At 72.4% G+C, this 18,574-nt stretch carries 23 protein-coding genes; 10 read left to right on the top strand and 13 right to left on the bottom strand.

The annotated features are described in order from the left end of the window. Positions 1 to 94 precede the first annotated feature (94 nt). Together ABD285_RS12495 and ABD285_RS12490 are read left to right on the top strand one after the other, a co-directional pair. Positions 95 to 1,450, top strand: coding sequence for a M16 family metallopeptidase (locus ABD285_RS12495; protein WP_344202834.1), 1,356 nt, complete (start codon positions 95 to 97; stop codon positions 1,448 to 1,450). A gap of 22 nt (positions 1,451 to 1,472) precedes the next feature. Continuing rightward, positions 1,473 to 2,075, top strand: coding sequence for a histidine phosphatase family protein (locus tag ABD285_RS12490; protein ID WP_344202832.1), 603 nt, complete (start codon positions 1,473 to 1,475; stop codon positions 2,073 to 2,075). Positions 2,076 to 2,108: 33 nt separating this feature from the next. Here the strand turns inward: ABD285_RS12490 and ABD285_RS12485 are convergent, their stop codons facing one another. Continuing rightward, complete coding sequence (locus ABD285_RS12485) at positions 2,109 to 2,573, bottom strand: GNAT family N-acetyltransferase (protein WP_284255269.1); 465 nt, start codon at positions 2,571 to 2,573, stop codon at positions 2,109 to 2,111. Between the two features lie 43 nt (positions 2,574 to 2,616). On the opposite strand from ABD285_RS12485, the gene dapB reads away from it, so the two are divergent. Beyond that, entirely contained in the window at positions 2,617 to 3,351 is a 735-nt protein-coding gene (gene dapB, locus ABD285_RS12480) for a 4-hydroxy-tetrahydrodipicolinate reductase (protein ID WP_284255270.1), read from the top strand. 5 nt (positions 3,352 to 3,356) lie between these two features. Beyond that, positions 3,357 to 3,803 (top strand): tetratricopeptide repeat protein, encoded by a 447-nt coding sequence (locus ABD285_RS12475; protein WP_284255271.1) that lies wholly within the window; start codon positions 3,357 to 3,359, stop codon positions 3,801 to 3,803. A 15-nt stretch (positions 3,804 to 3,818) separates the two neighbouring features. Here ABD285_RS12475 and ABD285_RS12470 read toward each other — a convergent pair whose 3' ends face one another. Further along, complete coding sequence (locus ABD285_RS12470) at positions 3,819 to 4,709, bottom strand: TIGR01777 family oxidoreductase (RefSeq protein WP_344202829.1); 891 nt, start codon at positions 4,707 to 4,709, stop codon at positions 3,819 to 3,821. A 3-nt stretch (positions 4,710 to 4,712) separates the two neighbouring features. Then, positions 4,713 to 5,138: an OsmC family peroxiredoxin gene (locus ABD285_RS12465; protein WP_284255274.1), complete on the bottom strand. Its 426-nt coding sequence runs from the start codon at positions 5,136 to 5,138 to the stop codon at positions 4,713 to 4,715. Between the two features lie 48 nt (positions 5,139 to 5,186). On the opposite strand from ABD285_RS12465, the gene thyX reads away from it, so the two are divergent. Continuing rightward, positions 5,187 to 5,933 (top strand): FAD-dependent thymidylate synthase, encoded by a 747-nt coding sequence (gene thyX, locus ABD285_RS12460; protein WP_425565031.1) that lies wholly within the window; start codon positions 5,187 to 5,189, stop codon positions 5,931 to 5,933. 6 nt (positions 5,934 to 5,939) lie between these two features. Here the strand turns inward: thyX and ABD285_RS12455 are convergent, their stop codons facing one another. Then, complete coding sequence (locus tag ABD285_RS12455; RefSeq protein ID WP_344202827.1) at positions 5,940 to 7,094, bottom strand: SLC13 family permease; 1,155 nt, start codon at positions 7,092 to 7,094, stop codon at positions 5,940 to 5,942. A gap of 102 nt (positions 7,095 to 7,196) precedes the next feature. Here ABD285_RS12455 and ABD285_RS12450 point away from each other — a divergent pair, with 102 nt between their 5' ends. Continuing rightward, complete coding sequence (locus ABD285_RS12450; protein ID WP_284255275.1) at positions 7,197 to 7,358, top strand: hypothetical protein; 162 nt, start codon at positions 7,197 to 7,199, stop codon at positions 7,356 to 7,358. Between the two features lie 59 nt (positions 7,359 to 7,417). Next, on the top strand, positions 7,418 to 8,257 hold the full coding sequence (locus ABD285_RS12445; protein ID WP_344202825.1) for a DUF1684 domain-containing protein: 840 nt from the start codon (positions 7,418 to 7,420) through the stop codon (positions 8,255 to 8,257). 10 nt (positions 8,258 to 8,267) lie between these two features. Here the strand turns inward: ABD285_RS12445 and ABD285_RS12440 are convergent, their stop codons facing one another. The 4 genes from ABD285_RS12440 to ABD285_RS12425 form a co-directional block, all read right to left on the bottom strand. Then, the gene (locus ABD285_RS12440) at positions 8,268 to 9,023 is read right to left on the bottom strand and encodes an SDR family oxidoreductase (RefSeq protein WP_284255278.1); all 756 of its coding nucleotides are present in this window, start codon (positions 9,021 to 9,023) and stop codon (positions 8,268 to 8,270) included. Between the two features lie 11 nt (positions 9,024 to 9,034). Next, positions 9,035 to 9,778, bottom strand: a complete 744-nt coding sequence (locus tag ABD285_RS12435) for an SDR family oxidoreductase (protein ID WP_344202823.1) — start codon at positions 9,776 to 9,778, stop codon at positions 9,035 to 9,037. Between the two features lie 81 nt (positions 9,779 to 9,859). Next, the gene (locus ABD285_RS12430; protein WP_344202821.1) at positions 9,860 to 10,225 is read right to left on the bottom strand and encodes a sigma-70 family RNA polymerase sigma factor family protein; all 366 of its coding nucleotides are present in this window, start codon (positions 10,223 to 10,225) and stop codon (positions 9,860 to 9,862) included. 2 nt (positions 10,226 to 10,227) lie between these two features. Then, positions 10,228 to 11,103: an RNA polymerase sigma-70 factor gene (locus ABD285_RS12425; RefSeq protein WP_284255280.1), complete on the bottom strand. Its 876-nt coding sequence runs from the start codon at positions 11,101 to 11,103 to the stop codon at positions 10,228 to 10,230. Positions 11,104 to 11,198: 95 nt separating this feature from the next. On the opposite strand from ABD285_RS12425, the gene ABD285_RS12420 reads away from it, so the two are divergent. From ABD285_RS12420 to ABD285_RS12410, 3 genes are all read left to right on the top strand, one after another. Then, entirely contained in the window at positions 11,199 to 12,851 is a 1,653-nt protein-coding gene (locus tag ABD285_RS12420; protein ID WP_344202819.1) for a bifunctional 3'-5' exonuclease/DNA polymerase, read from the top strand. 133 nt (positions 12,852 to 12,984) lie between these two features. Then, positions 12,985 to 13,509 carry a DUF3145 domain-containing protein gene (locus ABD285_RS12415; protein ID WP_284255281.1) on the top strand — a complete coding sequence of 175 codons (525 nt, stop codon included), beginning with the start codon at positions 12,985 to 12,987 and terminating at the stop codon, positions 13,507 to 13,509. 21 nt (positions 13,510 to 13,530) lie between these two features. After that, positions 13,531 to 13,713, top strand: coding sequence for a hypothetical protein (locus ABD285_RS12410; protein ID WP_284255282.1), 183 nt, complete (start codon positions 13,531 to 13,533; stop codon positions 13,711 to 13,713). A gap of 37 nt (positions 13,714 to 13,750) precedes the next feature. Here ABD285_RS12410 and ABD285_RS12405 read toward each other — a convergent pair whose 3' ends face one another. The 5 genes from ABD285_RS12405 to ABD285_RS12385 all read right to left on the bottom strand — a co-directional run bounded on the left by ABD285_RS12405 (position 13,751) and on the right by ABD285_RS12385 (position 18,559). Next, complete coding sequence (locus ABD285_RS12405) at positions 13,751 to 14,986, bottom strand: beta-ketoacyl-[acyl-carrier-protein] synthase family protein (protein ID WP_284255283.1); 1,236 nt, start codon at positions 14,984 to 14,986, stop codon at positions 13,751 to 13,753. 57 nt (positions 14,987 to 15,043) lie between these two features. Next, positions 15,044 to 15,292: an acyl carrier protein gene (locus ABD285_RS12400; protein ID WP_284255284.1), complete on the bottom strand. Its 249-nt coding sequence runs from the start codon at positions 15,290 to 15,292 to the stop codon at positions 15,044 to 15,046. A 61-nt stretch (positions 15,293 to 15,353) separates the two neighbouring features. Further along, a complete protein-coding gene (locus tag ABD285_RS12395) occupies positions 15,354 to 16,358 on the bottom strand; it encodes a beta-ketoacyl-ACP synthase III (RefSeq protein WP_344202816.1) in 1,005 nt (334 codons plus the stop codon). Beyond that, a complete protein-coding gene (locus ABD285_RS12390) occupies positions 16,355 to 17,290 on the bottom strand; it encodes an ACP S-malonyltransferase (RefSeq protein ID WP_284255285.1) in 936 nt (311 codons plus the stop codon). The genes ABD285_RS12395 and ABD285_RS12390 overlap by 4 nt, the downstream gene beginning before the upstream one ends. A 90-nt stretch (positions 17,291 to 17,380) precedes the next feature. Further along, positions 17,381 to 18,559 carry a PucR family transcriptional regulator gene (locus tag ABD285_RS12385; RefSeq protein WP_284255286.1) on the bottom strand — a complete coding sequence of 393 codons (1,179 nt, stop codon included), beginning with the start codon at positions 18,557 to 18,559 and terminating at the stop codon, positions 17,381 to 17,383. Between the last annotated feature and the right edge of the window lie 15 nt (positions 18,560 to 18,574).

Here is an 18,574-nt window from a genome sequence, read left to right as displayed (position 1 = left end):
TAGCATGGGGACAGACAGACTTGTCTGTTTGTCCCCACCCCGAATCGGGGGACCCCGGCGTCGCCGTTCGGGCGGGTGACGTAGGCTCGGGGCGATGAACGGCGCGGTGCAGCTCCCTCTCGATGTCGCGGACCTCACCATCACGTCATCCGGCGGGGCGCTGGTGCGGCGCACCATCCTCCCGAGCGGCGTGCGGATCCTCAGCGAGAGCGTGCCGGGCGCGCAGAGCGCGACGGTCGGCTTCTGGGTCGCGGTCGGCTCGCGCGACGAGCAGCCGGCGACCTACGGCTCCACCCACTTCCTCGAGCATCTGCTGTTCAAGGGCACCCCGACCCGCACGGCCCTCGACATCGCCGTGAGCTTCGACGAGGTGGGCGGAGAGCACAACGCCCTGACCGCGAAGGAGCACACCTGTTACTACGCCAAGGTGCGCGACGTCGACCTGCCGATGGCCGTGACCGTGCTGGCCGACATGGTCACCTCGTCGGTTCTCGACCCCGAGGAGTTCGAGAGCGAACGCGGGGTCATCCTCGAGGAGCTCGCGGCGGCCGACGACGATCCGTCGGATGTCGTGGGGGAGCGGCTGTTCGAGGCCGTCTTCGGCGACCACCCGCTCGGGCGGCCCATCGGGGGCAGCGCCGCCTCGATCAAGGCCGTCGGGCGCGAGGCCGTCTGGGCGCACTACCGGGCCAACTACCGACCGCAGGACCTCGTGGTCACCGTCGCCGGATCCGTCGACCACGACGAGCTCGTCTCCGGGGTCGAGGCGGCGCTCACGGCGGCCGGGTGGGATCTCACGGCGGAAGCGGCGCCGGTGTCGCGCCGGCATCCCGCACCCCCCGTCGTCGGCTACACCGGAGCACGCGCGCTCGTGCCGCGGCCGATCGAGCAGACCAACCTCATGCTGGGGGTCCCCGGGCTGGATGCGCATGACGACCGCCGCTCGACGCTCGTCGCGCTCAACTCGGTGCTGGGCGGCGGGATGTCGTCGCGGCTGTTCCAGGAGATCCGCGAGAAGCGCGGGCTGGCCTACTCCGTGTACTCGTTCGCCTCCAGCTACAGCGACGCCGGCCTCGTCGGGCTCTACGCCGGATGCTCGCCCCGCCGGGCGGGGGAGGTCGCCGACCTCATGCTCGCCGAGCTGCGTCGGGTCGGCACCGACGGCATCACCGATCAGGAGCTGGATCGCGCGCGCGGGCAGCTGGGCGGCGCGTCCGCGCTCGCGCTCGAGGACTCCGACACCCGCATGAGCCGGCTCGGGCGCAGCGAGCTCACGCTCGGCGAGTACATCGACCTCGACGAGAGCCTGCGCCGGCTCGCGCTCGTCACCCCCGCCGACGTGCGGGAGCTCGCGGCCGGCCTCGCCGCGGGCCCGCTCTCGATCGCCGCGGTCGGAGACGTCGACGACGACACCTTCCGCGGGCTCGACGGAGAGCCCGCGGCCGCCTGACCCGGAAGCCGGAACACCCCTCATGTCGCGTTACCTCTACCTCGTGCGCCACGGCGAGCAGCAGGATGCCGAGCACGGTCTGCCCGACGGCCCGCTGAGCCCGCGCGGCGTGCGCCAGGCGCGCGCCATCGCGGAGCGGCTCGGGGGAGTGCCGTTCTCGGGTGCGTGGACCTCGCCGCTGCAGCGCGCGCAGGAGACGGCACGCATCATGACGGAGCGGATGCCCGCCATCGAGCCGGAGCCCTCGGCGCTGCTGATGGACTGCATCCCGAGCGGCCCGGGGGACGGGATGCCGCACGCGTTCGCGTCGTTCTTCGGCGGCGTCACCGAGGAGGAGATCGAGGCCGGCGAGGCCCAGATGGCCGACGCGTTCTCCGAGTGGATGACGCCCTCCCGCGAGGACCGGCACGACCTGCTCATCACCCACAACTTCGTCATCGGGGCGTTCGTGCGCGAGGCCTTCGGCGCCGATCCGTGGCGCTGGCTCGGGGTGAATCAGGCCAACTGCGGGCTCACGATCATCCGCGTGCGCACCCTGAAGTCGCCCGCGCTGGTGACCCACAACGACCTGGGCCACCTGCCGCCGGAACTGCGCACCGGCCTCCCCGCCGACCAGCCGTACTGACGCCGCCGGCGTCGCGGACGCCCGTCACCGGGGTCAGACGGTGACGTCGAGGTCCTTCGAGAACCAGTGCGTCGCGTTCGGGTTCGCGTTGTAGGCCGGCACCTCGAGGTACTCGCTCGAGCGATAGAGCCCCTGCGCCGCCTCGAGGGTCGCGTTCGTGTCGAGCACGACGACGCGGGCGCCGAGTCCGACCGCACGCGCCTCGAGCTCGGCGAGGAGCTCGCGGCCCCAGCCCCGGCCGCGCGCCCGGTCGCGCAGGTAGAGGTGCTTGACCTCCGCGCGGTCGGGTTCGAGCATCCGGATGCCGCCGCAGCCCACCGGACCGAGGTCGTCCTCGACGAGCAGGAAGACGCCGGCGGGCGGCCGGAACCGCGCCGGATCGGGCCGGGCGACCCGGTACTCGCCGCCCTCGAACGTGTCCGCGCGCAGGGCGAAGTACTCGTCGAGGAGCTCCACGACCTCGGGATCGTCGACGGCGGCGGGGCGGAAGACGGGCACCGGCCCAGGCTACCCAGCGGCGCGCCCCCGGTACGCTGGACGCATGGCTGTCTCGGTCGCGGTGGTCGGTGCGACCGGCAGGATGGGTTCGCTCGCCGTGCGCCTGATCGAGGCGACCCCGGACCTCGAGCTGCACACCGCTCTCGGCTCGGCCGACCCGCTCGACGGCATCGCCGGTGCCGACCTGGTGCTCGACTTCACGGTGCCCGCCGTCTCGCCCGACGTGGTGAGCGCGGCCCTCGATCACGGCATCCCGGCGCTGGTCGGCACCTCGGGCTGGAGCGCGGATCGCATCCAGACCGTGCGCACGCGCGTCGACAGGATGCCGGAGCTCGGCGTGGTCATCGTGCCGAACTTCGCCCTGGGTTCCGTGCTCGCGACGCGTTTCGCGGCGCTCGCGGCTCCCTACTTCGACTCGATCGAGATCATCGAGGCGCACCATACCGGCAAGATCGACTCGCCGTCGGGCACCTCGGTGCGCACCGCCGAGCTCATCGGTCAGGCGCGTGCCGAGGCGGGGCCGGTCGCCGCACCGCACGCCGATCAGCGCGCGCGCGGGCAGCAGGTGGCGAGCGTGCCGATCCACTCGCTGCGGATGAACGGCATCCTGGCCGAGCAGACGGTCGTCATGGGCGGCACGGGCGAGGTGCTGCGGATCACGCACGAGACCCTCGGCGACTCCTCGTACGAGGCGGGGATCGTGCTCGGGATCCGTGCGACACCCGCCGTGCGCGGGGTGGTCGTGGGCCTCGAGAACCTGCTCGAGCTGGGCGCCTGAGGCCCGTGCGCACCCGGATCGCGGTCGTCGTCATGGCGGCGCTGCTGCTGCTGTACCTGCTGTTCGCACTGCGCTACGGGATCGTGCTCATCCGGGTCGGGCAGCCGGTCGCGATCGGGCTCGGCATCGGCATGATCGTGCTGCCGCTGCTCGCCCTCGGCCTCGTGGCGGCGGAGATCGTGTTCGCCGTGCGCGCCGAGGGGCTCGCGAAGCGGCTCGAGGCCGAGGGTGGCCTGCCCACCGAGCAGCTGCCGCTCACGGCGAGCGGGCGCGTCGAGCGCTCGGCCGCGGACGCGCTGTTCCCCGTCTACAAGGCGGCGGTGGATGCCGATCCCGAGAACTGGCGCCCGTGGTACCGACTGGCGCTGGCCTACGACGCCGCGGGCGACCGCCGCCGGGCGCGCTGGGCGACGCGCACCGCCATCCGACTGTCGCGGGAGCGGGTCGAGTAGCCGGCGCGGGGCGGCTCAGGCCGCGAAGACCGCGTCGATCGCATCCTCGACGCGAGGGTGCGTCCACGTGAATCCGTCGGCCTGCAGCCGCACCGGCACGACCTTCATGCTGTCCAGCAGCAGACGCTGACCGGCCTCGCCGAGCACGCGCCGGATGACGCCCTCGGGGGCGCGCAGGGCGTACGGCCGGCGCATCCGGCGTGCGAATCCGTGGGTGACCCGGTCGCTCGTCGCCGGTGTCGGGCCGACCAGGGCCACCGGCCCCGCGAGCGCGGAGCGGGTGAGCAGGTGCCGGATCGCCGCGACCTCGTCGTGCAGGCTGATCCACGGCCAGTGCTGACCCCCGGTGCCGAATCGGGCACCGAGACCGACACCGGTGAGGGTGCGCACGGGTGCCATCCCGCCGCCGCGTGCGATCACGACGCCCGAGCGGATCTGCACGACCCGGGTCGCGGCCGGCGCGAGGTGCGAGGTCTTCTCCCACTCCTCGACGAGGTCGGGGAAGAAGCCGCGGCCGCGCGCCGACTCCTCGGTGAGCCGCTCGCCCGGCCGGTCGCCGTAGATCCCCACGGCCGACCCGCTCACGAACACCGCCGGCGGCCGGCGCACCTGGTTCATGGCGTCGGCGAGGGTGCGGGTCGCGGCGACGCGCGAGTCGAGCAGCTGTCGGCGATAGCCGCGGGTCCACGGCATCCGGGCGATCGACGCGCCGGAGAGGTTCACGACGGCGTCGACGTCGCCGAGAGCCTGCACGTCGATCGTGCGCGCCGAGGGAGCCCAGTTCACCTCATCGGGCGCGGACGGCCGACGGCGCACCAGCCGCCGGACCTCGTGGCCCTCCGCGCGCAGCGTGCGCACGAGCTCCGTGCCGATCAGCCCGGAGGCGCCGGCGACGAGCACGCGCACGGGCTAGGCCAGGCTCGCTTCGAGGGTGATCGGGATGCCGGTCAGCGCCTTCGACACCGGGCAGTTCTCCTTCGCGTCCTCCGCGAACTTCTGGAACTCCTCGGCCGACAGCCCCGGCACCTTCGCGCTCACGAGCAGGTGGCTGCCCGTGATCCCGTCGGGCAGCTGGAACGTCACCGCGGCGGTGACCTGCAGGCTCTCGGGTGCGTGGCCCGCCTGTCCGAGCGCGTTGGCGAGCGCCATCGAGTAGCACGCCGAATGCGCCGCGCCGAGCAGCTCCTCGGGATTGGTGTGCCCGACCTCGCCCTCCGAGCGCGCCTTCCAGTCCACGGCGAACTCGGCAGCGTCGCTCGAGTCGAGGGAGGTCGTGCCGCTGCCGGACATCAGGTCGCCGAACCAGAGGGTGGTCGCTTCGCTCGTGAGGGCCATGCGCTCAGCCTATGTCGCTGCCCGGCGGCGCGGCAGGCCCGCAGTAGCGTGAAGGTCGTGCCTGAGACCGCTCCCGATCCGCAGTTCCGCTCCGACATGACCGTGGAGCTCGTGCGCGCAAGCGCCGACGACTCCGACGTGCTGTTCGCCGCCCGCGTCTCGACCCAGGGCGAGAAGACCCTGGATGCCGCGGCCGCGGGAACGGGCGCGACAGATCGCGACAAGGGGCTCATCAACTACCTCATGCGCGACCGGCACGGGTCGCCGTTCGAGCACAACTCGATGACGTTCTACGTGCAGGCGCCCATCTTCGTGTTCCGGGAGTTCATGCGGCACCGGGTCGCGTCGTACAACGAGGAATCCGGCCGCTACCGCGAGCTGCGGCCGGTGTTCTACGTGCCCGGCCCGCAGCGCAACCTCGTGCAGCAGGGCAAGCCGGGCGCATACGAGTTCGTCCCCGGCACGGCGGAGCAGACCGACCTCGCGGTGCGCGAGGCGACCGTGCTCGCGACCGAGGCCTACGCCGCGTATCAGCGGATGCTCGAAGCCGGCATCGCGCGCGAGGTCGCCCGGATCGTCCTCCCGCTGTCGCTGTACTCGTCGATGTACGTGACCATGAACGCCCGCTCGCTCATGAACTTCCTCTCGCTGCGCACGAAGCGGCCCGACTCGCACTTCCCCTCCTTCCCGCAGCGCGAGATCGAGATGGTCGCCGAGGCGATGGAGGAGCACTGGGCGCGGCTCATGCCGCTCACGCACGCGGCGTTCGAGGCGAATGGGCGCGTCGCGCCATAGCGGCGCTCAGCCGGCGGTGAGGGCGAGGGCGAGCGTCGCGAGCGCGACCGTGACCGGGGCCGCGACGAGCCCGAGCAGCAGGTAGCGACCCCATGGCAGGTCGACGTCGAGCGCCCGCAGCCGCCCGTGCCACAGCAGCGTCGCGAGCGACGCCCACGGTGTGATGAGCGGGCCGGCGTTGACGCCGACCAGCAGGGCGGCGATCCGGGCGGGCGAGCCGGCGGCGGGTTCGAGGGCGAGGTACGCGGGGAGGTTGTCGACGGCGTTCGCGCCGACGAGCCCGGTGCCCGCGACGCGCAGCAGGTCGAGCGGGCCGTCGCCCGTTCCGGCGATGGCGGCGAGCACCGGCCCCGAGCCCAGCGCGTGAACCGCCTCGACGACGAGGAACAGCCCGCTCGCGAACAGGACGAGCTGCCACGGCACGAGCGCGAGACGCAGCGCGCGGCGATTCCGGAGAGCGGTCACGGCGACCAGGACGACCGCGGCGCCGCACGCCGGCATCCACGGCGGGATGCCGCTGACGAGAAGCGGAAGCAGGACGATGACGACCACGCCGCTCACGAGGAATAGCACGCGGTCGCGCGGATCCGCCGGCTGGGACGGTGCGAACCTGCCCCGCAGGGGGGCCCGGAAGACGATCGCGATGATGACGCACGGCACGAGGACGGCCACGACGGCGGCCGGCGCGAGCAGGGTGACGAACCGCAGCGGGTCCGGTCCGAGAACGCGCCGTGCGAGCAGGTTGGTGAGGTTGGAGACGGGCAGCACGAGCGATCCGGTGTTGGCCAGCCAGACGGTGGTGAGGGCGAACGGCAGGGGAGACAGGCCGGCGTGCCGGGCCAGCAGCACGACCACCGGGGTCAGCAGCACCGCCGTCGTGTCGAGCGAGAGGAACGCGGTGCTCACGACGGCCATGACCACCACGAGCAGCCAGAGCACGACGGTGCGGCCGCCGGAGGCCAGCGCGAGGCGGGCGGCGAGGGAGGCGAAGAGGCCCGCCTCGGCGGCGAGCTCGGCCACCACGGTGATGGCGACGACGAACAGCAGGATCGGCCAGACCCGGTCGCCCACATCGGCCGCGGCGGCCAGCGGCAGCACGCCCGTCGCGACGAGCGCCGCGCCCGCGGCCAGCAGTGAGGTGCCGAGGACCGCGATGCGCATCGCGTTCATCCTCTCGTGAACGGCGCCGCGGGTCGCACCGGCGCGCCTGGACGACGACTGAGCGTCGGCCCCGGGTGACGGGGCGCGCCCTAGCGTCGCAGCATGCTCGCACTCATCCTGATCCTGCTGGTCATCTGGGCGGTCCTGGCCGTGCTCGGGTTCGTCATCAAGGGCATCATCTGGCTGGCGATCCTCGGCATCGTGCTGTTCGTGATCACCGGGATCATCGGCCTGATCCGGCGCGGCGGCCGGTCGAAGGCGTAGCGCGGGAATCCGTTCGTGTCGGCCGGGGTTGACACCCTCGAGCCGACAGGATGGATCACATGACCGACGCCGCCGCGCACACCGACCCGCAGTCCCCCGAGGACGCGTTCGCGTACTTCCACTCCCGCCGGGAGCAGGCGGTCGTGCAGCCGCTCGGCAGCCTCGCGCTCGTCAACACCCAGGTCATCGACTCCGAGCAGCCGATCTGGGGGGTGCCGGGGCGCTGGGCGCCGCTGCCGGAGGGGCAGTCGGGCCTCAAGGTGATCGCGGCGGCCGGCGACGGCATCCGGGTCGACGGCGAGCTCGTCGAGGGCGAGGCCGTCGTGCGCGGCAAGGACGACCCGAACCCGTCGGAGGTCGTCTTCAGCGACACGCTCCGCGGGTTCGTGATCCGGATCGAGGGCGGCCAGTACGCGCTGCGCGTGTGGGACGCGGCCTCCGACGGGATCCGGGAGTTCGGCTCCATCGACGCGTACCCCTACAACCCGGAGTGGGTGGTCACCGCCGCCTGGAGCGAGAACCCCGACGGCACCACGGTGGGCTTCGAGCACACGAGCGACGGCAAGACCCGCGAGGAGGTCGTGCCCGGCTCGATCCGTTTCACCCGCGACGGGGTCGATTACGACCTCGCGGCGTTCAAGGCCGGCCGGGCACTGCAACTCGTCTTCGCCGATGCGACCAGCGGCGCGGAGACCTACAGCGTCGGCCGCTTCCTGTTCGTCGCCCCGAACGCCGACGGAACGATCACGCTCGACTTCAACCGCGCCGTGCTGCCGCCGTGCGCCTTCAGCTACGCCTTCAACTGCCCCATGCCGCCCAAGCAGAACCGCTTCTCGGTGCCGATCGAGGCGGGCGAGAAGCAGGTGCTGACCAAGGACGGCGCGCTCCTGCACGAGTGAACCGCGGCGCTCATGCCGGCATCCCGGTGAGATCGCCCGCGTCGAGCCAGTCGCGCAAACGGGTTGCGGCGATCCGGGCCCCGTTGGAGGGCAGCAGCTCATCCTCGTCGAGCCGCGCTCCGAAGTAGCGCGCCAGAGGGTCCGCGAGCACCTCGCGCGGGTCGGCCGCGTACCGCAGCCGCTCGCGGATCACCTCGTCGAGCCGGAACCGCTCGGGCCCGGCGATCTCGAGCACGCCCTGACTCGGGGCCCCAGCCACGACCACCGCCAGCGCCTGCGCCACGTCGTCCGCCGCGATCGGCTGGATGCGCGCCCGCGCGAGGCGCACGCGGCCACCGACCGCCGCGGCATCCGCGATGCTCTTCAGGAACTCGAAGAACTGGGTGGAGTGCACGATCGAGTAGGGCCGCCCGGATTCGCGGATCAGCTGCTCCTGCACCACCTTGGCCGCGAAGTAGCCGCCCTCCGAGCGGGCCAGGCGGTCGGTGCCGACCACCGACAGGGCGATGTGGTGGCCGACGCCCGCGGCACGGCCGTGGGTCAGCAGGTTCAGGGTCGAGACCTCGAAGAACTCGGTCGCCCCCTTCTCGTCGAAGTAGCCCGGATTCGTGACGTCGACGAGCACGTCGGCTCCGTCGACCGCCTCGGGCAGCCCCTCGGCGGTGTACGTGTTGACACCGGTCGCGCGGGACGCGTCGATGACGTCGTGCCCGTCGGCTCGAAGGCGGGCGACGGTCCGCGTGCCGATGAGGCCCGTCCCGCCCATGACCGCGATCCTCATCGGGATGCCGTCCACGCCGCGTAGGTGTCGGTCGCCAGCTCGGCGCCGTCGTCGGGAACGAGGGAGCGCTGCGCGAGCCGCGTGCCGAAATACGTGGCGTCCGGGTCGCCGACGACCTCTCGAGGGTCACCGAGGGCCGCGAGGCCCGTGCGGATGAACTCGTCCATCGGCAGCGCCTCCGGACCGCCGATCTCGATGACGCCGTCGAGCGGCGCACCGGCGGCGGCGCGGGCGACCACGGCTGCCACATCTCGGGAGGCCATTGGCTGGATCAGCTGACGCGGGAGCCGCACCACGCCATCCACCGTCGCGGAGTCGGCGATGGCCGCCACGAACTCGAAGAACTGCGTCGCCTTGACGATCGAGAACGGTACTCCCGAGCCGCTGATGAGGTCCTCCTGGGCGACCTTGGCACGCAGGTACCCGCTGTCCGGAAGGCGCTGCGCGCCGACGATCGACAGCGCCACGTGATGACCCACGCCGCTCTGCTTCTCGGCGGAGAGGAGGTGCCCCGTCGACGTGGTGAAGAAGTCCAGCACGTCGTCGTCGGCGAACGAGGGCGAGTTCGTCACGTCGACCACGACGTCGGCGCCAGCGAGGGCCCGCCGCAGCCCCTCACCCGTGTAGGCGTTCACGCCGGAGCGCGGGGATGCCGCGACCGCCTCGTGCCCGCGCCCTCGCAACAGGTCGACGACCTGCGCTCCCACGAGCCCTGTTCCGCCGATGACGACGATCTTCATGATCCTGCCCTTCGTGACGAGCGGCGCGCCTCTCGCGCCCTCACCTGCTTGGACGCCGCAGCGAGGTGTTTTGTGACGAGATCAGGGAATCGCGTTCCACCGCCGGAGCTTCTGCGGGCTGCGGACGATCCAGACCCGGTCGATCCGGCGTCGGCGCAGGCCGAAGCTCACGATCGCCTCGACCCGGCCGCCGCGGCGCGCGATGAGCGCCAGTGCGCCGTTCACGCGCTGCTCGGTGAGCGTCGCACCGGTGCGGGGCGAGAGGGCCGCCAGCAGCTCGCGGGCCACGGCATCCCGCCCCTCGACGGGGAGGATCGGCGCGAGGACGTCGCCGCCGCTGTCCACGAGGGCGACGACGTCCGCGGTGAGGGCGGCTCCGAGAGCCGCCGGGTCGTCCTGCGCGACGGCCGCCCCGACGCGGCGGATGACGGCCTCATGGGAGGCCACGGTCATCGCGTGACGACCGCTCCGAGCTTCTCGGGGTTCATCAGCCACATGAGGTGCGTGATGCCGTCCTCGGTCGCCTCGACGGTGAGCACGGTGGATTCGACGCCGTTCCAGGCGAGCACGACCGCGGGTCGGCCGTTGGCGCGGGTCCAGCGCAGGCTGACGCCGTTCCAGAAGTGCGAGGAGAACGCGCCGACGAACTTCGCGACCCGGGTGCGGCCGACGACGAGGATGCGGGCGGCCAGCCGGTTCCGGCCGCCGCCGTCGGAGGTGCTCACGACATCCTCGGTGAACAGCTGCTCGAGCGCCTCGAGGTCGCCGCCCTGGGCGGCGCGCAGGAAGGCCTCGAGCAGACGGCGCTGCTCCTCGGGAGACACCGGCACGCGCCGTTCCGCCGCGAGATGCCGTCGCCCGCGCGAGACCAGCTGCCGCACGGCCGGCTGGTTCAGCTGCAGGATCTCGGCGATCACGGGGTACGGGTAGTCGAAGGCCTCGCGCAGCACGTAGGCGGCGCGTTCGAGCGGCGACAGGCGCTCCAGCAGCAGCAGCACCGCCAGCTCGATCGCCTCGGCGCGCTCGGCGCCGAGGGCGGGGTCGGCGCTCGTGTCGACGGGCTCGGGCAGCCACGGACCGATGTACGTCTCGCGCCGCGCCCGCGCACTCGTCGCCGCGTTGATCGCGGCGCGCGTGGTGGCCGTCGCGAGGTAGGCGGCGGGGGTCTCCACGATCGACGCGTCGACGGCCTGCCAGCGGATCCAGACGTCCTGCAGCACGTCCTCGGCCTCCGTCGCGCTGCCCAGGATGCGGTACGCGATGCCGAACAGCCGCGGTCGCACGGCGAGGAACTGTTCGTGGGGTGTCGTGTCGGTCGTGGTCACAGGGTCCTCCTCCTGCTTCGACAATGCAGCATCGCGTTCTGTGACAGGAGCACCCATCGGGTGCCGCGCGTCGGCGGCAGGCGGGAGACTGGAGCGTGTTCGTCGCGCTGAGCTCCGACCGGCGCGGCACGGTCACCGCGGTCGAGCTCGACGGCGACGCAGTCGAGACGGCGCGGACGACGGTGCCGGAACCCGCGCTCGCGGCGTGGGTCGCCGAGCGCGAGGTCGGCCGCCCCCGCTGGGTGTGGAGCGACACCGCTCGCTGGTATCCGGACCTGCTGGCCGGCGGAGTGCGCATCGAGCGCTGCGTCGACCTGCGGCTGTGCCGGCGGATCCTGCGCAACGCGGTCTGGACGGCGGCGTCGACCTGGCCGGACGATGCCTGGAACGCCCCCGCCGATGGCCCCGCGGGTGCGGCAGCGGCCGACGCGCTGTTCGCGCTCGAGGAGCCGCGCCCCGACGACGACCCGGTCGCCGAGCTGCGGCGCCAGCGCACCGCCGTCGCCGCGTCGAGCGAGCCGGGCCGTCTCGGGCTGCTGGTGGCCGCCGAGAGCGTCGGCTCGCTCGTCGCCGCCGAGATGAGCTTCGCGGGCCTGCCGTGGCGGGCCGACCTGCACGATGCGATCCTGCGCGAGCTGCTCGGCGACCCCGGCCCGTCGGGTCGCCCAGCGCGCATGGAGGCGCTGCTGGCCGAGGTCCGCGCGGCCCTCGACGCGCCCGAGCTCAATCCGGACTCGCCGGTGGAGCTCGTCAAGGGTCTGCAGCGGGCGGGACTGCGTGCGACCAGCACCCGCTCGTGGGAGCTCAAGCGCCTCGACCATCCGGCGATCCCGCCGCTGCTCGAGTACAAGAAGCTGGCCCGCCTGCTCTCGGCGAACGGCTGGAGCTGGCTCGCCGAGTGGGTGCGCGACGGCCGGTTCCGGCCGGTCTACGTGCCGGGCGGCGTCGTGACCGGCCGCTGGGCGGCGGACGGCGGAGGTGCGCTGCAGCTGCCGAAGCAGGTGCGCGGGGCGGCGGTCGCCGACCCGGGATGGCGCCTCGTCGTCGGCGATGCCGCCCAGCTGGAGCCGCGAGTGCTGGCCGCGATGTCGCGCGACGTCGCGATGGCGCGGGCGGGTCAGGCGCAGGACATGTACCAGGGCATGGTCGACGCCGGCGCCGTCGAGACCCGCCCGCAGGCGAAGTACGGCATGCTCGGCGCGATCTACGGAGGCACGACGGGCGAGAGCGGACGGATGCGCCCGCGGATCGAGCGGGCGTTCCCGCGTGCGATGGCCTTCGTCGAGGATGCCGCGCGGGCGGGGGAGCGGGGTGAGGTGGTGACGACGTGGCTCGGCCGGAGCTCCCCACCCGGGCGGCACGGCCCGGGCCGGATCGACGGGGCCGACGAGACGCTGTCGGATGCCGAGACCCGGCGCGCGCAGAACGACGCCCGCGGCTGGGGCCGGTTCACCCGCAACTTCGTCGTGCAGGGCACGGCCGCCGAGTGGGCGCTGTGCTGGATGGGCGGCCTGCGACGCCGCCTGTGGGAGCTCGGCGGGCCCGGTCAGCCGCTCACCGAACGGCCCCATCTGGTCTTCTTCCTGCACGACGAGCTCATCGTGCACACCCCCGCGGCGCTCGCGCCGGTCGTCGAGGTCGCCCTGCGCGAGTCGGCAGCGGAGGCCGGACGTCTGCTCTTCGGTGCCGCCCCGGTCGAGTTCGCCCTCACCGTCGCGACGGTGGAGCGCTACGCCGACGCGAAATGAGCCCGGCGAAACACCGAATGACACCCTTGTAACGCTCGGGGTGCTCTGACAGAATGCAGCGAAGCACAGCTCTCTCGTGCATTCATCGGGTCGATGGGGAAGTCGCATCCGACGAATGGAGAGAGAAGTGACGATGCAGGTCGAACGTGGTCTCAACACGCGTGCCCTGTCGCGCGGAGTGGTGTACATCCACTCCGCTCCTCGTGCGCTCTGTCCGCACGTCGAATGGGCGGCCGGACGCGCCCTCGGGCGTGCCGTGAACTTCGACTGGCGCGAGCAGCCGGTGCTCCGCGGCGCCCAGCGCACCGAGTACTACTGGGAGGGCCCGCGCGGCACCGGAGCGGCGCTCGCGAGCGCGCTGCGAGGCTGGGAGCACCTGCGCTACGAGGTCACCGAGGACGCCGGCCTCGGCACCGACGGCGGACGCTGGATGCACACCCCCGATCTCGGCGTCTTCTACGCGCAGACCGACACGGCCGGCAATCTCGTCGTGCCGGAGGACCGCATCCGGTTCGCGATGGAGTCGGCCGGTTCCGACGCCTTCGAACTGCACCGCGAGCTGCGGCTGGCGCTGGGTCAGGCCTGGGACGACGAGCTCGAGGTGTTCCGACACGCCGGGCAGGACAGCCCGGTCGTGTGGCTGCACAAGGTGGGATAGAGACGATCGGGGGAGACGATCATGAAGCTGCCGAAGCACAAGATGCCGCGCCTGCCCGGGCCCCGGCACCTCGCGCGCGCGCGCCTGTCGATGGTCGTGCGGCTGCTCGACTTCGAGGCCGCCGACCTCAGCGACGACCCCGAGAAGGACGACTGGTGGCTGGCTCGCGAGGCGCGCGCCCTCGAGGTGGGCGCGCGCCGCTGAGGGGACCGAGCAGCCCGCGCAGCGGGCGTCTCGCGACCTAGACCGAGCGGATCGCCACCACGGCGTTGTGCCCGCCGAACCCGAACGAGTTCGAGATCACGAGCTGGTCGCCGTCGCCGAGCGGCTGCGTCTGTGCTCCCACCGAGAGCGGGATCTCGGGGTCGAGCTCCGTGATGTTGATCGTCGGCGGGGCGACGCGGTCGCGCACGCTGAGGATCGCGAAGATCGCCTCCAGCGCCCCCGTGCCGCCGAGCAGGTGCCCGTGCGAGGCCTTGGTGGCCGACAGCGGGATGCCGTGCACGCGATCCCCGAACACGGCCAGCAGCGCCTTGTACTCGGCGATGTCGCCGACCGGCGTGCTGGTCGCGTGCGCGTTGATGTGCGTGACGTCGTCCGCCGAGGCGCCCGCCTGCTCGAGGGCGGCGCGCATCGCGCGCGCGGCGCCCCAGCCCTCGGGGTCCGGTGCCGTGATGTGGTACGAGTCGCTCGTGACGCCGCCGCCGGCGATCTCGGCGTAGATGCGTGCGCCGCGCGCCTTCGCGTGCTCCTCGGTCTCGAGCACGAGCGCCGCCGCGCCCTCGCCCATGACGAACCCGTCACGGGACACGTCGTAGGGCCGGGAGGCGGTCGCCGGGTCGTCGTTGCGCCTCGAGAGCGCCTGCATCGAGGAGAACGACGCCAGCGTGATCGGGTGCACGCACGACTCCGAGCCGCCTGCGATCACGACGTCGGCGAGACCCTGCTGCAGGTGGTCGTACGCGTTGGAGATCGATTCGGTCGACGACGCACAGGCGGCGACGTCGGTGCGGGCGAAGGCACGAGCGTTCAACGTCATGCTCACCGCGGCTCCCGCGGCGTTCGGCATGAGCATCGGCACCGTCATCGGAAGGACCCGGCGCGGGCCCTTCTCCTTGAGGGTGTCCCAGGCGTCCAGGAGGGTCCAGAGGCCGCCGATGCCGGTCGCCCAGTCGACGCCGAGGCGCTCGGGCTCCGGCTCGGGCGCGCCGGCATCCGCCCACGCCTCGCGGGCCGCGATGATCGAGAACTGCGCGACGGGGTCGAGGCGCTTGATCTCGACGCGCTCCAGCACCTGGTCGGGACGCACCTTGGCCTCCGCGGCGAAGGTGACGGGCAGCTGCAGCTCCTCGACCCATTCGTGGGTGAGGCTGCGGGCCCCGGACTCACCGGCCAGCAGCGCGTCCCAGCTGTCGGGCGCGGTGCCGCCGAGCGGGGTCGAGGCGCCGATGCCGGTGACGACGATCTTCTTGGTCATTTCGAACTCCACAAGACAGAGAACGGGGCGGAGGCGTGTGCCTCCACCCCGTGGGGACTAGCTCTGCGCGTTGACGATGTAGGTGACGGCGTCGCCGACGGTGGTGAGGTTCTTGACCTCTTCGTCGGGGATCTTCACATCGAACTTCTCCTCGGCGTTGACCACGATGGTCATCATCGAGATCGAGTCGATGTCGAGGTCGTCGGTGAACGACTTGTCGAGCTCGACGCTGTCGGTCGCGATGCCGGTCTCGTCGTTGATCAGCTCAGCCAGACCGGCGAGGACCTCGTCCTTGGTCAGTGCCATGTTGGTTATCTCCTTGATTGGGATGGACGGGGGGGAGGGTTCGAAATGACCTCCCCGAATTCTAGGGGAGCCGTACCACCTGGGCGCCGTAGACCAGGCCCGCTCCGAAGCCGATCTGGAGGGAGAGGCCGCCGCTGGCCTCGGGGTGCTCCTCGAGCAGGCGGTGGGTCGCGAGCGGGATCGACGCGGCGCTCGTGTTGCCGGTGGTCGCGATGTCGCGGCCGATCAGCACGCTCTCGGGCAGCTTCATCTGCTTGGCGAGCTCGTCGATGATGCGCATGTTCGCCTGGTGCGGCACGAACGCGGTCAGGTCCTCGGGCCGGATGCCGGCGACCTCGATCGCCTGGCGGGCGACCTTGGCCATCTCCCACACCGCCCAGCGGAAGACGGTCTGGCCGTCCTGGCGCATCGTGGGGAAGCTCTCGAGCTCGCCGTCGCGCCACTGCTGGAAGGTGCCGGTCATCCAGATGCTCGACCAGTGCGATCCGTCGGAGCCCCACACGGTCGGGCTGATCGCCGGCTCGTCGCTCGGGCCGACGACCGCCGCACCCGCCCCGTCGCCGAGCAGGAACGAGATCGACCGGTCGGTCGGGTCGACCATCTCGCTGAGCTTCTCGGCGCCGATCACGACGACATGCTCGGCGAGGCCGCTGCGGATCAGCGCATCGGCCTGGGCGATGCCGTAGGTGTAGCCGGCGCAGGCGGCGTTGACGTCGTAGGCGGGCACCGTGCCCACGCCCAGCCGCTCCGCGACGAGGGTCGACACGGACGGCGTCGCCATGGTGCCGCTGATCGTCGAGACCAGCACAGCCCCGACCCGGCTCGGGTCGATGCCGGCCTTCTCGATCGCCTCCGAGCCCGCGGCGACCGCGAGATCGGCGGCCGTGACGTTCTTCGACGCGCGCTTGCGCGAGATGATCCCGGTCCGCTGGCGGATCCACTCGTCGCTCGAGTCGATCGGCCCGATGATGTCGTCGTTGGGCACGTCGAGGTCGCCGCGCGCCGCGCCGAGCGACAGGATCCGGGTGTACTGCGGGCCGACGGCCTGGGTCAAGCGGGGGGTCATGCGGCACCGTCCTGGTCGATGAGGTCGCGCGCGGCGACGAGGTCGTCGGGGGTCTTCACGGCGACGGTCGGCACGCCCTTGAGCCCGCGCTTGGCGAGGCCGACGAGCGCCCCCGCCGGGGCGAGCTCGACGAGGCCGGTGACCCCGAGCGCGGCGAACGACTCCATGGTGAGGTCCCAGCGCACCGGCGACGCGACCTGCCCGACGAGGAGGTCGACGTACTCGGCGCCGGATGTCACCGGCCGGCCGGTCCTGTTGGTCCAGATGGTGAGCGTCGGGTCGTGGATCTCGACTCCCGCCGCGACGGCGCGCAGCTCGTCGACGGCGGAGCCCATCCACCGGGTGTGGAACGCGCCCGCCACCTGCAGCGGGATCACCCGGGCGCCCGCGGGCGGATCCGCCGCCAGCGCCGCGAGGCCGGTCAGCTCCCCGGCGACCACGATCTGGCCGCCGCCGTTGAAGTTCGCGGGGTGCAGGCCGTGTTCGTCGAGCTTCGCGAGCAGGTCGGCCTCGTCTCCGCCGACGACCGCGCTCATGCCGGTCCGCGCTCTGCCGGCCGCGTCGGCCATGGCGGCGCCGCGCGCGGCGACCAGGCGCATCGCGTCGTGCTCGCTCACGATGCCCGCCCCCGCCGCTGCCGCGAGCTCGCCCACCGAGTGCCCCGCGATCCCGGCCAGCGCACCGCGCCGGGCGTCGGAGCCGTTGAGGATGCCGCCGAGGGCGACGAGCGAGGCCGCCACGATGAGCGGCTGGGCCACGGCGGTGTCGCGGATCGTGTCGGCATCCGAGACCGTGCCGTGCGTCACGAGATCCACGCCCGCCGCGGCACTCAGCGCCGCGAGATGCTCGGCGTATTCGGGCACGGCGATCCACGGCTCCAGGAAGCCGGGGGTCTGCGAGCCCTGTCCGGGCGCGACGACGACGACACTCACACCGTCCATCCTCTCAATCGAATCGGCACCGCGTCGAACGGTGCCCACGAACAATCCGCCGCGACGCTGTGCGCGTCGTACAAGCGGCGGTCAGGATTTGCGGGATGCCGAGATGCTGCCGACGATCAGCGCGGACTGCAGGATGAGCGCCTCGCGGGCGCCGGTCGCGTCGTATCCGATGATCTCGCTGATGCGCTTCAGCCGGTAGCGCACCGTGTTCGGGTGCACGAACAGCTCCCGGGCGGTGGCCTCGAGCGACCGGCCGTTGTCGAGGTACGCCCACAGCGTCGTGAGCAGGTCGCTGGAGTGCTCCTGGAGCGGCTTGTACACGCGGTTGATGAGGGTGGATCGCGCGAGCGGGTCGCCCGCGAACGAGCGCTCCGGCAGCAGGTCGTCCGCGAGGGCGGGGCGCGGGGCGTTGCGCCAGGCGCGGGCGACCGCGAACCCGGCCAGGGCCGCCTTCGCGCTGCGGGCCGCCTCCACGAGCGACGGCACCTCGTGACCGAGCACGAGATGCCCCGGCCCGAACCCGGGCTCGAGTTGCGCCGCGATCTCGAGGAACGGGAGCGGGTCGCGGCCGTCGGTGATCTCCTCCGCCGCCTCGACGCGGCCGATGACCAGCACGAGCCGGCTGCCCTGCACACCGATCAGCACGTCGGCGTCGAGGTGCCGCGCCGTGCGGCGCAGCTGGTCGACGTCGAGCATGCGCGGCGCGGTGCCGACCAGCACGCTCACGGCGCCGTGGCCGTTCCAGCCGAGGGCGGCGATCCGGCTCGGCAGCTCCGTGTCGTATTCGCCCGTCAGGATCGAGTCGACCACGAGCGCCTCGAGGCGCGCGTCCCAGAGCCCCCGAGCTTCGGCGGCACGGGCGTAGACGTCGGCGGCGGCGAAGGCGATCTCGCGCGAGTAGAGCAGGATCGCGTCCTTCAGCGACTCGTCCGCATCCTTGCGCACCCGCTCCTCGACGACCTCGACCGTCACCCGGATGAGCTGCAGCGTCTGCTGCAGGCTCACCGAGCGCAGCAGCTCACGGGGAGCGGCGCCGAAGACGTCGGACGCGATCCACGGGGTGGAGCTCGGGTCGTCGAACCAGGAGACGAACGACGTGATGCCGGCCTGCGCGACCAGCCCGACGGCGCTCCGCCGGCCGGGCGGCATGTCGCGGTACCAGGGGAGCGTGTCGTCGAGACGCTTGAGCGTCGCCGTGGCCAGCTCCCCGGAGAGAGTGCGTAGCCAGGCGAGGGTCTGCGCCTTCGTGCGCTCCGCCATGTCCTCGGCCCGAGC

It is taken from the genome of Pseudolysinimonas kribbensis, assembly GCF_039531715.1.
Lineage (GTDB): Bacteria > Actinomycetota > Actinomycetes > Actinomycetales > Microbacteriaceae > Pseudolysinimonas > Pseudolysinimonas kribbensis.
This window is presented reverse-complemented; position numbering and strand designations above follow the sequence as displayed.

Excerpts from the sequence above, each read along its gene's own strand:
- ABD285_RS12495 (WP_344202834.1), top strand. The coding sequence starts at position 95 with ATGAACGGCGCGGTGCAGCTCCCTCTCGATGTCGCGGACCTCACCATC.
- ABD285_RS12490 (WP_344202832.1), top strand. The coding sequence starts at position 1,473 with ATGTCGCGTTACCTCTACCTCGTGCGCCACGGCGAGCAGCAGGATGCC.
- dapB (WP_284255270.1), top strand. The coding sequence starts at position 2,617 with ATGGCTGTCTCGGTCGCGGTGGTCGGTGCGACCGGCAGGATGGGTTCG.
- ABD285_RS12465 (WP_284255274.1), bottom strand. The coding sequence starts at position 5,138 with ATGGCCCTCACGAGCGAAGCGACCACCCTCTGGTTCGGCGACCTGATG.
- ABD285_RS12455 (WP_344202827.1), bottom strand. The coding sequence starts at position 7,094 with ATGCGCATCGCGGTCCTCGGCACCTCACTGCTGGCCGCGGGCGCGGCG.
- ABD285_RS12450 (WP_284255275.1), top strand. The coding sequence starts at position 7,197 with ATGCTCGCACTCATCCTGATCCTGCTGGTCATCTGGGCGGTCCTGGCC.
- ABD285_RS12445 (WP_344202825.1), top strand. The coding sequence starts at position 7,418 with ATGACCGACGCCGCCGCGCACACCGACCCGCAGTCCCCCGAGGACGCG.
- ABD285_RS12440 (WP_284255278.1), bottom strand. The coding sequence starts at position 9,023 with ATGGGCGGGACGGGCCTCATCGGCACGCGGACCGTCGCCCGCCTTCGA.
- ABD285_RS12435 (WP_344202823.1), bottom strand. The coding sequence starts at position 9,778 with ATGAAGATCGTCGTCATCGGCGGAACAGGGCTCGTGGGAGCGCAGGTC.
- ABD285_RS12415 (WP_284255281.1), top strand. The coding sequence starts at position 12,985 with ATGCAGGTCGAACGTGGTCTCAACACGCGTGCCCTGTCGCGCGGAGTG.
- ABD285_RS12410 (WP_284255282.1), top strand. The coding sequence starts at position 13,531 with ATGAAGCTGCCGAAGCACAAGATGCCGCGCCTGCCCGGGCCCCGGCAC.
- ABD285_RS12405 (WP_284255283.1), bottom strand. The coding sequence starts at position 14,986 with ATGACCAAGAAGATCGTCGTCACCGGCATCGGCGCCTCGACCCCGCTC.
- ABD285_RS12400 (WP_284255284.1), bottom strand. The coding sequence starts at position 15,292 with ATGGCACTGACCAAGGACGAGGTCCTCGCCGGTCTGGCTGAGCTGATC.
- ABD285_RS12395 (WP_344202816.1), bottom strand. The coding sequence starts at position 16,358 with ATGACCCCCCGCTTGACCCAGGCCGTCGGCCCGCAGTACACCCGGATC.
- ABD285_RS12385 (WP_284255286.1), bottom strand. The coding sequence starts at position 18,559 with ATGGCGGAGCGCACGAAGGCGCAGACCCTCGCCTGGCTACGCACTCTC.